The organism is Carboxylicivirga agarovorans, from assembly GCF_050589845.1.
Taxonomy (GTDB): domain Bacteria; phylum Bacteroidota; class Bacteroidia; order Bacteroidales; family Marinilabiliaceae; genus Carboxylicivirga; species Carboxylicivirga agarovorans.
On sequence record NZ_JBNGPA010000006.1, the window covers coordinates 40,746 to 53,688 of the forward strand.

The window sequence follows — 12,943 nt, forward strand, 5'->3', positions numbered from 1 at the left end:
AAGTACTGAGTATCAAGACTTTTTACAGAGTGAATACTGCTCTTCTGTGAAGAATATCTCATTACTCACTACTCACTACTCATATCTTTTATCTCTTTTCTTCCATCTTCTATCCAATCATTAATATAAAAATCCGAATAGCCATAACGGAATTTGATTCTTCTCTCCTACCTCAAGCATGTGATGAGCCAGGTATTCATTGTCTCCCAGCTCTTTACCTGGCACTTTTTCATCACCAATGTAAAAATCAAGCTGTTCATTTACTTTAAAATCACTGCTTTTTGACACATTAACCTGATGACGATATCCTACCTGGTTAAGAAAAAAGGTACGATTCATATTTAACTGACTTACTTCTCCATGTGTAACTGAATAGTATACATTTGGATTTTGGATGTAAATCTTTGATGGCTTCTTTGCCGATTCACTATCTTCGTAAAGCATATTGATTAAACGCCCGTTCTTCAGATAATTAAGATAGTTCATCACTGTGGCTCTTGACGTTTCAATTTCCTGGCTCAAGCGACTCACATTGGGCTGAAGCGGAGCCATCTTAGCAATGGAATACAGCAATTTACGTAATTTGGGTAAATACTTCAATTCAATTTGCTCGAGGTATGAAATATCTATTTCAAGTATCAGGTTGATATTCTTCACCACATTCTCATGGTAATTTCTCTTTTCAAGGAAAAACGGATAATAACCATGCTCGAGGTAATCATTAAAATAAGCCAAAGGACGAACTTTCGAACTTATCTCAGCGCTGATTTCTTTATGATTATTTAATATTTCATCTAATGAATATGCCTGGAACTTATTCTTAGTTGCCAGATTTAAATGCTCTCTGAATGAAAAACCATCTAAACGATAAACCGCTACACAGTCTTTCAGATCAGGATTCTGATCCATTAAGCGCATAACTGCTGAACCACTGAATACAATTTTCAGATCCTGAAAGTTATCGTAACAATACCTCAATTCTTTTGACCAGTCAGGGTATTTATATACCTGATCCAATATTAGTGTCTTCCCGCCTTTTTTTCTAAACTCATCGGCAAAGGAAATAATGGTACGCTCAGTAAAATAGAGATTATTTAAATTGACATACAAACAACTTTTGTCGTAACCAAAGTTTAATTTGGCAAAATCAAGTAAGAATGTTGTTTTACCAACTCCTCTTGCACCCTTTATACCTATTAAGCGATGATTCCAGTCTATTTCATTCATCAATTCACGCCTAACAGGCGATCCCAGATGTTCTAATAAATAGCGGTGTGTTTCAAAAAATGATTGCATTCTCTATGTTTATAATTACAAATCTAAAATGATATTCCGCACAATTGCAAACTCTACATTACAATTTTAACAAACTCCTGCTATTTATATTTATTAAAAATAATCACAACAATGCTTTCATTTTCAATATGAAATTGAAGAAATATTTCCACATTAAAAGCTAAAAGCTTTCTCCACTTAACTTGCAGCATTGTTTTATCCGTTCATTTTCTATATTTTACGAGCATAATATCCATGCCCTTCCAAAAACAAAACCTGATGTATTTCATGTAATTTTTATCTGTTTTTACACCCGACGAAACAGGGAAACATCACTCGTTGTGTCAACTATTTAAGTATTACTCTCATAGGCACGTAATTTACTTATTTTACCCATAGCAAAAAGGTCACTTCACCATAGTGAAATGACCTTCTGAAAGAGCATTCTTTATAAATCCACACAGCATGCATTAAAAATCTATTGTGGCATGAATTATCTGCCCAAAGTGCGTCAACCAACTTCTTTCTATGCATTATGATGATTCAATGAGTCACTACAACGTTTTCTTGATTCATTGAGTAATGATTCATCCCTTCATACAATATTTTAATACGATACAAGCTTAGATCAAAACTCTAATCGATAACTAAAAAACGGATAAATCATTGTCATACCATGTGATACGACTTCCTGCTTTTTAAAATCATAGGCCCAGCCAAACATTTCTTCCGTCATCAAGATATTTTTACCTTGTAAAATAAACACATGAGATACTTTGGGGCGATTTATGCGGTAATTAACCGCCAAATCAACAAAGAGCTTATTGTCCTCCTGCCACTCAAATGCACGCGATTCGTCAAGAACAACCATTTCTGTGGCCTGAGACAACTCCTGATCAGGAGGCGTAAAACAATTACCCCCCATCCAGGCCAGCTTACCATTAATACTGATAATGTTGTTTTTACGTACTTTCCACTCCCTACCTCCAAGTAGGTTCAGCACCATGTTCCGGTTATACGAAGTATTACGCTCAATACCATCACCTCCTTTATATTTCGAATCAAAAAAGGAACCTGTAAACATGTAATAATAACCATCTTTCATATAGCGTTCTACGGTAATATCAACACCAATATTGGTTCCGCTCCCATCGTTTATCAATGGCTCATCAAAATACATATCCCATTGATAATTAATTAATGATTCTGAACTTTCTGCCAATACAGGTACATCATAGAGATACTGGTAATAAGGTTCTATCTTTATACTCATATTATCAGATACACGCCAATCGTAGGAAAAAACGAAGTGATCGGCCTTTGTGACATTTAAATCAGGATTCAGGTAATTCCCATCATCATTTTGAGCCAGGTAAAAACGCAACGGCTCTAAGCGACTATGCTTTCCATAGGCGAGGCTAAATGAATGCCCTGGTACAAAACGCCAGGTCATTCCAAGGCGTGGCTCTGGCATCAGCTCTTCATTCAGATCGAAATAACTGAAGTTCATACCCGCGTTAATGTCAAAAGTGGATGCTACACGAAATTTACTTTGTGTATATGCCTGCATCATATATGACTGATCAGTTTGATCAGCAATCCTTATTAATTCATCTTCAATACCTGGATCAGGATTCCCTTGAATATCCAGATCGAAACTCAGATGGGTGTACGTCACTCCGGTACGATTGGTGTGCCGGTTGCCAAACTTGTGGTTCAAGTATGAACCGGCAATTAATCGATAGTTTTCTTCACGATGATCGGAAATGGGAATAATACTTCCATCACGCTGCAATTGTTCACTTTCGTTGGTAAACCCATCGTAAGCTCCAACCAACGAGGTGTACAAATAGCTACTCTGTCCAATATTTAACCGGTGATTGATCCCACCCGCGGCTATCTCTGAACCGGTATCGTATTCATTGTTGTCCCAGGATGTTTCCCATTCATCAGGATCTTCATCGGGCTCAAAAGCAACAGAGCTTTTTCCGCCGATACCCCATACCGAGAATGTTCCTGTATTTTTGGTTGGCATATGCAATTTAAAACTTAAATCCTGGTAGTTGGGCAACCCCACATCCATATCAGCCAGCTGTCCAACCAGGCCCATGGATGAATAACGGTAATTGAAAAGATATGATGCCTCTCCTCCACTTTTAAAAGGCCCTTCAGAACTGATGTCAATGCCCTGACTTCCGATCTGAAAGGCCGATTCTCGCTTATCATTATTTCCATTACGAAACTTCATATCAAAGACACCCGACATCGCATTGCCATATTCAGCAGGAAAAGCACCGGTGAAAAAATCGGAATTATCAAGCATGTTAACACTGAATACCGTTTCAATTCCACCACCATTATTAATACCATTTAAATGGTTGGGTGCTGGTATTTCAACACCTTCAAGCCGCCATAAGATGCCTTTTGGTGCATTACCCCTCACCACAATGGCATTATCATTGACCCCTTCTGCCATCGTAACACCTGCAAACGATCCGGCCAGTCGCGACGGGTCATTCCAGCCACCTGCAAAACGACCTGCCTCTTCCACGGTAAAAGAGCGGGCCGACAATGTTGCCATATTGTTTTGCGCTTTATCTTTACGTTGCTGTGGTTTGATGACTACTTCGCCTATTTGCTGAAATGTCTCTTTCAAGGCAACGTTCAACACTACCTCTTTTCCTGAGCCAACCAAAACCTCGAATAATACTGCAGGTTCGTAGCCCATAAAACTTATTTGTATCGTATATCGACCAACCGGCACTTTATCTATGGTAAAATACCCATCCATATCTGTAATGGTTCCCATTTGCGGATTCGTTTCCAACACCACCACATTTACTCCGGGTATACTGATTTCAGAATCAGCATCCACTACCCTTCCTTTAATCGTTTGTAAAGGCTCCTGCGCCAAAATACTTCCAATGATACCTCCTGCACCTATTAATAAGGCTACCAATATTTTCTTCATGCTTTATCAGATTTTAACCTGCCACACCTATTAGTGAAACTAATTTGCCTAATACATCATGCAGGTCTAACATTTAAAAGCAAAAATACTGGTGGTGGATCGTTTAAAAGTTCTGATTTATAAGTTCGAACCAATTACTAACATTTGATTCAATGATAGTTACAACACTACTATTACCATCTTATAAACTCGAACATTTTTTCTTGTATTCAGACGGCGTTAGTTCGGTCATTTTCTTAAATGTGGTATTAAAAGATGTTTTTGAGCTGAATCCTGATTCGAAAGCGACACCTAAAATTGATAGTTTATTGTTTTCATTATCCGCCAGCATCAGCTTGGCTTTTTCAACACGGAAACGATTAACGAACTGAAAAAAGTTCTCGTTGTAGCCTTTATTTATAACATATGACAATTGATGAGAGCTAATATCCAGCAGTTGTGCCAGTTTGATTAAATTCAGTTCACTATCCAGGTAAGGTGATTCTTCATTCATTAAATCATCTAACTTTTGTTTTATCATAAGAACCTTGTCATCGGATAACAAAACCCGTTTTTGCTCTTTGCTTTTTTCCTCTTCACTCAGGTCGGCAACCACTTTAACATCGGCATCATTTTTAGGAAAAATCTCCGTTTGCTTTAATGCATTATAGGTTATAAATAATACTACGGCCAATACTGCAGCATTCATAAATACATTAAGAGGCACATCAAAAAATACGAGGTTAAAAACCCCTATGCCTACAACAAGAGCTATCATGGCTATTATAATGTACTCCAGCCAATTTAAATTGATCTCTTGTGTTGATGAGGCGTACTGTTGAATATTATCCTGGTGTTTTCTTATTCGAACCAATGAAAGAATGGTGAAAGTGAGTGCATTGATCAGGATCAACAGCATTTGAAAATAGTATAAATCGGTATCTGTGAGTTGATTGATAACAATTAGAAATAAATACAACAATGGAAGAATAAGAAACTTAAGTACATCTTTCGACCACTTGTAGGCCGGCACAGTATAATGGCATACCGAAATAAAAAACAATGGCGGAGCTAAAAACTGTATCCAGGCCACAGGCCAGTAACTGCTAATTTGAATAACACTACCTGTTGACAACTGGTATACCTCATCAAACCAATATGAAGCCCACAATAATAAAAGCCACCCAAACCACCTGTTAGCTTTTATATTTACTCTCATGGGATTGGTCACCAATATAAACGAGAGTAACAAGAGAGAACCAAAAACCAGAATTTCCAACAGTTTTAATATCAAATCGTTTACTTCTATTCCCGATAAAGATACAAATATAAAGTCTCCATCCTTTATTGAGTAACATTAGATATTAACTGAGAATATGTCTATCTTTTTAAACAATTGTCTCCTACGAAAAGACAGCAACTATTGTAGTTTTACAGCCATAATTTATGCAACATGAAAACATTAACACATTTAATTGTTATAGCATCCACACTACTCATATTAATGGGATGTTCAAATGTCAATAATTCGCCGTCATCAGTCACCCTGAAAATTCAAGATGGCTGGCAGTTTAGCGAAGCTGACAAAGATGAGTGGCTCGATGCTAAAGTTCCGGGCTGTGTGCATACCGACTTATTGAATCATGATCTGATAAAAGATCCCTTTTATCGCCTTAACGAGCATGATTTGCAGTGGATCGATAAAAAAAACTGGGTGTATCAGACCACCTTCACAGTTGATAAAAACACCTATAATAAAGATCGTATCAACCTCAACTTTGCCGGACTGGATACCTATGCTGATGTATACCTGAATGACAAGCTGATCTTAAAGGCGGACAACATGTTCAGAGGGTGGACAATTGATTGTAAAAAACACATTAAGGAGGGAGAAAATAAACTCAGGGTATACTTTCATTCACCTATCAAGGTAGGACTTGATATTTACGACAATTACCCCTATGTGGTGCAATCGTCGGCCAACGATCTGGCTAAAATAGGAAAAGTACCCGGCGAGAAATGGGTTAGTCCGCATGTACGAAAAGCACCATACCACTTTGGATGGGACTGGGGACCACGGCTGGTAACATCAGGCATATGGGAACCTGTTACTTTAAAGGCATGGAATGTAGCCCGACTTGACAACATCCATACCAATCAAATTTCGCTAAATGACGCTGTTGCTCAATTAACATCTGTATTTGAAATTGAAGCCCAAAGCAATGAAAATGCGGAACTTAGCATTATGATCAATAACAGGGAAACAGCTGTAAAAAAGGTTCAACTAAGGAAAGGAACCCATACATATGAAGTTGATTTTGAAATTAAAGATCCTAAAAGATGGTGGAGCAACGGATTGGGCGATGCTCACCTTTATCAACTCGAAGGCCTTCTAAAAACTAAAGCAGGAACCGAAAGCTACGAACATACTTTAGGCTTACGCACCATTGAACTAATAAGAGAAGATGATGAGATTGGCCGTTCATTTTACTTTAAACTTAATGGGCAGCCAGTATTTATGAAAGGCGCCAACTACATTCCCAATGATGTATTTCTTGACCGCGTATCGCCCGAAAAGTATGAGCACATCATTAAATCGGCTGCCGATTGTCACTTCAACATGCTGCGCGTATGGGGTGGCGGCATATATGAAAAAGAAATATTCTATGACCTGTGTGATAAATACGGCATACTGGTTTGGCAGGATTTTATGTTTGCCTGTAACATGTACCCTGGTCATCCTGAATTTTTAGAAAGTGTTAAGCACGAGGCAGAGTACAACGTGCGTCGTTTACGTAATCACCCAAGTATTGCTTTGTGGTGCGGTAACAATGAAATACTTGGCGCCTGGTTTGGCTGGGGCTGGAAAGAAGACAATGAAGAAAAGCAGCCGCACGGTGCTAAAGCAATGTGGCAGGCCTATAAAGATATCTTTTTGGATGTATTACCTAAAGCTGTTGAGACGCACGATCCTGTTAAACAATATTGGGCTTCGAGCCCACAAGCCGGTGACACCATTAAGACCAATAAAATTGATGGCGATGAACATGACTGGCGTATCTGGTTCCAGGATGTACCTTTTATAACCTACCACGATGGAGCGGCACGCTTTGTCAGCGAATATGGTTTTCAATCTTTCCCGGAACTGAAAACGGTTAAAAAATATACCTTACCTGAAGATTACGACATCAATTCGGAAGTAATGAAATCGCACCAGCGCTCATTTATTGGCAATGGTGCCATTAAGCGCTATATGGATAACTACTATCACAACCCTAAAGATTTTAAATCATTTCTGTATGTAGGTTTATTGCTGCAGGCCGAGGGTATCAGAACCGGTATTGAAGGGCATCGTATTAACATGCCAACAACAATGGGAAGTTTATACTGGCAGCTTAATGATGTTTGGCCGGCGGCATCATGGTCGAGCATCGATTATTTTGGCAACTGGAAAGCCCTGCAGTACTTCACCCGCAAGGCCTTTGCCCCGATCATCGCCGTACCTGACACCAAAACAGATGACCTTTTAATATATAGTGTTTCAGATAATTTTGAAGATAAAGCGGGACGACTTGAACTACAGATAGTCGATTTTGAAGGTAATGAACTTTGGTCAAACAATAGTGACATTACTATCAAAGCCAATACATCCAAAGTTGTTTTTCAAAAATCACTTAAAGAACTACTAAAGGGGATGGATACCTCCAATGCAGTTCTTTCAACCAGGTTATACACCAATAATAAAGAGGTATATTCAACCACCAGCTACTTTAAAGAAGCCAAGGATTTAAATCTACCTCAACCACAAGTTAATCACTCTATTGAAAAGGTAGACAAAGGCTACGCAATAACCCTAACAACTGACAAGCTGGCTAAAAATGTTTACCTCAGTTACGATGAAGCCGAAGGCTGGTACTCTGACAATTACTTTGATCTGTTACCTGGTCAAACAAAAACAGTAGTATTTGAAACAGAAGAGCTTATTGAAGACTTCACCAATAAACTATTGGTGCGTACACTTAGCGATACTTATTAGAAATTAATTACACACTAATTCTAAACGGTTCAGTGCATTATGCCTGAACCGTTTTTTGTTGCTTGTTGTCTTGCATTCATAGCCCTTTCTTTCTATTATCTCTTGATAAACGGATATCTCGCAAGGCATTATACAGGCGCAGAATGACACGTTATATTTTTTCATAAACATCACCCATTCAACAATAACATATTGAGTTAGATATCGATATATGGACTATCAAGCTTTAACAAAAAGCGATTAACAGCAAAAAGCGCCCTATCATAATGATACAGCGCTTTTCATATCTGGCATTTAATGATTACCCTTAGATATACACCTCTAACAACCTGGCTGAATCAGCTTTTAGTTCAACCCGACTGATCGCTGCCGGTATCAGAGCAGCTTCCATTTCATTTAATTCTATGCTTGATCCATCAGCTTCAACACTGCACTTACCGCCCACATTCATAAGAATAATAAATGAATCCTGTTGTGAATAGTCTTTATTAACAATACCCTTGACCTCAAGCATGTTGGTCGTAAAATATTGGCATGACGCAATATTTACTGACTCATTACTTTTGATCTTATAGTCAACTTTACCCGATTCATCATCACTAAAATTCATTGCATCCATGGCGAGCTCATGATGTAATTCCCGCGGGTTACCAAACTTATCACGACGATCGAAATCGTAAATACGATAAGTAATATCCGAGGTTTGCTGTATTTCAGCAATTAAATTACCGCTACCAATTGAATGAACCTTACCAGCCGGAATAAAAAATGAATCACCTTCAGCAGTAGGGTGCTTAGCCATTAATTCCATTAGATTACCCGATGAGTGGTAAGTTTCAAACTCCTCAGCTGTTGTTTTTTTGCTAAAGCCGGAGATCAGGCCTGCGTCTTTTTCAACATCAACCACATACCACATTTCAGTTTTCCCAAATGAATCGTGTTTAACTTTTGCCAATTCATCATCAGGGTGCACCTGAATAGATAAATCATCGTTGGCATCAATGTATTTGATCAACAAAGGAAAGTTAGTTCCAAACTGCTTGTATACCTTTTCGCCCAACAATTCACCTTTGTATGTCTCAATCAGCTCAAGCATGTTTTTACCTGCTAAAGCTCCATTGCTGACAATTGACAAATCATTTTTCAAGCCCGAAACGGCAAAGTTTTCACCTATCTTCACATCACTGTCCACCTTAACATTTAATGTTTGTGGAATCTTTTGTCCACCCCAAATCATTTCTTTCAGGATAGGATTGAATTTTAATGGATATAGCATTTTTATTAATATTAAAATCGTTGTTTTCTTATCTGTTAATTAGCATCAATAGCTTGTCTCAATATTACAATTGACTTAAGGCGTATGCATAAGCTCCTAAAGCAATGGCCTCGCTGGCATCGAGCTTACTGGTAGCAACCGCGACCTTTTGCTCTGGCGAATAATCAACCATCTTTTCTGTAAAAGGTACTTTAATCTGATGACTGTCTAATTTACAAAAGGCATCTTTATCCTGCTCATTATCCAGACAATATATTTTCTGAACCAAACGTGCCTGTCCATCAGCAAAATTTCCTTTCAACACCTCCAGAACAGCAGGCATATATAGTTTACTGGCACCTGTTAATCCGCCGCCAATGACAACAATACCGTCAAACAGGTTAATCAGGTTCGCAACAGCATCTCCCAGGTGCGTACCAAATGTATGAAAAGCCTTCATTGCAGCCTCCTTATTGCCCGGCTTATCGCCCAAAGCAATATCGAAAATATCTTTTGGCATCAAGGTTTCAGTGTTTCCTGTAGCATTATTGTATACATTTACAATGGCACGGGTACTCACCCCTTCTTCAGCATTACGTTCAGGCGAAATTGTATTACCGATGTTCCAAACCTCAGCAGCAATACTATTATCTCCACCTATCAGCACATTATTATGTACCAGTCCGGCTCCAAAACCAGTTCCAAGTGTTAAACCAATAACATTTTTGTAACGTTTAGCGCTTCCCTGCTTTTCAAGCTCATCATTAATCTCCGGCAGAATACCGCCCAAAGCTTCACCATAGGCATATAGATCCCCATCGTTCTGTATAAATACAGGAATATTAAAATGACTTTCCAGCATTGGTCCTAAAGCAACACCTCCTCTAAAAGCAGGCAGGTTACCCAAGTCACCAATTATTCCATTGGGATAATCAGCCGGACCAGGAAATGCAAAGCTAATGGCAACCGGTTGCCCACTTAGTTTATCTTTGACTTCTCCAAAGCCATTAAGCATTGTTTGAAGACACAAATCAAGATTATCGCCATTTGCTGGTTTCTTTATTGGGTCAATTAATGTTTTACCTTCCTGAATAGCATTAAAAACAAAGTTTGTTCCTCCTGCATCCAAAGTCATTACAATCCTGTTGTCGAAATAAATATTGCTCATATCTTTTAGTAAACCGTTTTAGTGAATTAATAAAAATTTTTATCGCTCAATTATGGTGGTTGAAAGCCGAACACCATTCGACCTTTCTTTATTATCAATGTGGTGGCATAACATCTCAACACAGTGACGCGCAATAGCATCACCAGGCTGCAGAGCTGAAGTGACCTTTGGTGTGGCATAATCAAAAACATCCAGGTTATCAAAACTCGCAAACTGAATTTTATCTATAACCTGTGGATAATACCTGTTAACCAGCCAAATACCTTCAGCTGCCAATACATTATTAAGGAATAAAAAGCCATCGACATCAGCGGTTAACATATTTTCCATAGCTTGTTCTACTCCTTTTTTAATCGTATCTGTATTAACATCAACAACCAACTCCTCATCAACAAGCATCTTATTATTATCCAAAGCCAGTTTATACCCATTAATACGTTCTTTAATGTTGGGTAAAAACGATGACAAACCAATCAAACCAATCTTTTGACATCCTTTGTCAATTAGCGATTGTGTAAGTAGCCTGGCAGTTTCAGTGTTATTTATGCTGACATATGCCTTATCTTCTTTATGAAAGTGACGGTCGAAATTAACAATCGGTAAAGCGGAATATCTGTTTTGTACCAGCTCAGTCGCAGGCGCTATAATAACACCATCAATCTGTCTGTTTGTAAAGGTTTCCAAAATCACCTGCTCTTTATCCGGTTTCTCATCTGTGCTGGCCACCATAACAGAGTAACCGCGCTCCTCAGCATAATGCTCAACAAGCCTGGCTATTTTACTGAAGAAAGGATTGGAAATATCAGGTACAACAAAACCTATGGTATACGAACGCCCCATACTTAAACTTCGCGCCAGGTGATTAGGCCGATAGTTTAGTTGTCGCGCAATATCCTTTACGCGTTTCTGAGTTTCTGCACTAATATTTTTTTCTTCACCCCGCCCGTTTAATACAAACGATACAGTTGTTTTAGATACGCCAGAACGCTCTGCTATTGTCTTAATTGATGGTTTCACTAATATTAACTAAACCGGTTTAGATGCAAATATAGCTAAGATTTTTATTATAAAAAAAGCGCCCCGGTACCGAGGCGCTTTCACACTATATCTTAATCAGCACATTAGTGAGCTCCACCATCCGAATCAATTGATTTAAATCCTTCACCCAGCACCTGGCTGCTATCCATTACGTTTACAAAAGCTTTAGGATCGATCTTTGAAATATGACTTAAAAGAATTTGTGATTCACGACGCGTTACTGTTGTATAGATCACTTTTCTTTCAACGCCTTCATACATACCCATTGCAGTGATCATTGTACCGCCGCGCTTGATATTATTAAGTAGTTTCTCCTGTATCTCGTCAGACTTATCAGATATAATAAACAAGGTTTTATTCACCTTCATACCGTCTATCACCATATCAATAATCTTACCTTCGATAAAAATGACCACCCATGAATAAATTGGTAAAGTCCAGTCAATTCCTCTGAAGCTAAACTCACCGCCTTCCTGAGGCATAAAGATGGTTAGCATGGTAATGGTACCATCTACAATCATCACCAGTTTACCCAAAGAAATTCTCGTGTATTTATTCAGAATCATTGATATAATATCTGATCCTCCTGATGTTGCCCGCGATTTGAAGATAAATCCGATAGCCACACCATAAATAATACCAGAGATAATGGTATTCAGAATTGGTTCATTAGGAATAAATGCTTCGTGCCCCCATACTTCAGGCATTTCTAACACATACACAAATCCCATAATTGCAAACGTGCTTACCAGTGTTTTAATACCAAAACGAGGTCCCAGGACAATGGTACCAAGCACAAGCAAAGGGATTTCCATAAACAATACTGAAGTACTGATATTCCATCCAACAGTGTGAAAAATAAAGTTTGCAATACCATATACACCACCTGGTGCCAACATGTAAGGGTTTACAAACAACACATCTCCAATTGCAAACAGGAGGCTACCCATAATGATGTACGAGTAGGCAACAAACCAGTCCTTTGATAAGAACTTTTCTTTTGTAACAAAAGCCATAATTTAATTTAAATTTTTGTGTTCATGCAAAAAATCGCGCAAAGGTCGGTTTTTTATTCCACACTGAGAAATGATAAAATTCAGTTATAGGGAAAATTGTTGATTTTATTTGATGAGAGAAGACAGAGAAGTTGAATCGATGAACTGGCGAATTGATTAATTGGCGAAAAGTTTAGGAGTTTAAAAATTTATTGGTTGACGAGTT

Annotated in this window: 8 protein-coding genes; 1 reads left to right on the top strand and 7 read right to left on the bottom strand. The window is 38.3% G+C overall.

Translation table 11 applies throughout. The features are described 5' to 3' along the window. Positions 1 to 120 precede the first annotated feature (120 nt). The 3 genes from ACRD69_RS08610 to ACRD69_RS08620 all read right to left on the bottom strand — a co-directional run bounded on the left by ACRD69_RS08610 (position 121) and on the right by ACRD69_RS08620 (position 5,444). Entirely contained in the window at positions 121 to 1,296 is a 1,176-nt protein-coding gene (locus ACRD69_RS08610; protein ID WP_430814665.1) for an ATP-binding protein, read from the bottom strand. Between the two features lie 607 nt (positions 1,297 to 1,903). Beyond that, positions 1,904 to 4,246: a TonB-dependent receptor gene (locus ACRD69_RS08615; protein ID WP_430814666.1), complete on the bottom strand. Its 2,343-nt coding sequence runs from the start codon at positions 4,244 to 4,246 to the stop codon at positions 1,904 to 1,906. A 181-nt stretch (positions 4,247 to 4,427) separates the two neighbouring features. Beyond that, positions 4,428 to 5,444 (bottom strand): helix-turn-helix domain-containing protein, encoded by a 1,017-nt coding sequence (locus ACRD69_RS08620; RefSeq protein ID WP_430814667.1) that lies wholly within the window; start codon positions 5,442 to 5,444, stop codon positions 4,428 to 4,430. A gap of 234 nt (positions 5,445 to 5,678) precedes the next feature. On the opposite strand from ACRD69_RS08620, the gene ACRD69_RS08625 reads away from it, so the two are divergent. After that, positions 5,679 to 8,261 (top strand): beta-mannosidase, encoded by a 2,583-nt coding sequence (locus ACRD69_RS08625; RefSeq protein WP_430814668.1) that lies wholly within the window; start codon positions 5,679 to 5,681, stop codon positions 8,259 to 8,261. A 307-nt stretch (positions 8,262 to 8,568) separates the two neighbouring features. On the opposite strand, the gene ACRD69_RS08630 is transcribed toward ACRD69_RS08625, so the two are convergent. From ACRD69_RS08630 to ACRD69_RS08645, 4 genes are all read right to left on the bottom strand, one after another. After that, the gene (locus ACRD69_RS08630) at positions 8,569 to 9,537 is read right to left on the bottom strand and encodes a type I phosphomannose isomerase catalytic subunit (protein WP_430814669.1); all 969 of its coding nucleotides are present in this window, start codon (positions 9,535 to 9,537) and stop codon (positions 8,569 to 8,571) included. A 64-nt stretch (positions 9,538 to 9,601) separates the two neighbouring features. Next, positions 9,602 to 10,684, bottom strand: a complete 1,083-nt coding sequence (locus tag ACRD69_RS08635; protein ID WP_430814670.1) for an ROK family protein — start codon at positions 10,682 to 10,684, stop codon at positions 9,602 to 9,604. A gap of 39 nt (positions 10,685 to 10,723) precedes the next feature. Further along, on the bottom strand, positions 10,724 to 11,701 hold the full coding sequence (locus ACRD69_RS08640) for a LacI family DNA-binding transcriptional regulator (protein WP_430814671.1): 978 nt from the start codon (positions 11,699 to 11,701) through the stop codon (positions 10,724 to 10,726). A gap of 104 nt (positions 11,702 to 11,805) precedes the next feature. Further along, positions 11,806 to 12,738, bottom strand: a complete 933-nt coding sequence (locus tag ACRD69_RS08645) for a YitT family protein (protein ID WP_430814672.1) — start codon at positions 12,736 to 12,738, stop codon at positions 11,806 to 11,808. Positions 12,739 to 12,943 lie beyond the last annotated feature (205 nt).

What these genes read in the sequence shown, in the direction of transcription:
- ACRD69_RS08610 (WP_430814665.1), bottom strand. Translation starts at nt 1,296, where the DNA reads ATGCAATCATTTTTTGAAACACACCGCTATTTATTAGAACATCTGGGA.
- ACRD69_RS08615 (WP_430814666.1), bottom strand. Translation starts at nt 4,246, where the DNA reads ATGAAGAAAATATTGGTAGCCTTATTAATAGGTGCAGGAGGTATCATT.
- ACRD69_RS08620 (WP_430814667.1), bottom strand. Translation starts at nt 5,444, where the DNA reads ATGAGAGTAAATATAAAAGCTAACAGGTGGTTTGGGTGGCTTTTATTA.
- ACRD69_RS08625 (WP_430814668.1), top strand. Translation starts at nt 5,679, where the DNA reads ATGAAAACATTAACACATTTAATTGTTATAGCATCCACACTACTCATA.
- ACRD69_RS08630 (WP_430814669.1), bottom strand. Translation starts at nt 9,537, where the DNA reads ATGCTATATCCATTAAAATTCAATCCTATCCTGAAAGAAATGATTTGG.
- ACRD69_RS08635 (WP_430814670.1), bottom strand. Translation starts at nt 10,684, where the DNA reads ATGAGCAATATTTATTTCGACAACAGGATTGTAATGACTTTGGATGCA.
- ACRD69_RS08645 (WP_430814672.1), bottom strand. Translation starts at nt 12,738, where the DNA reads ATGGCTTTTGTTACAAAAGAAAAGTTCTTATCAAAGGACTGGTTTGTT.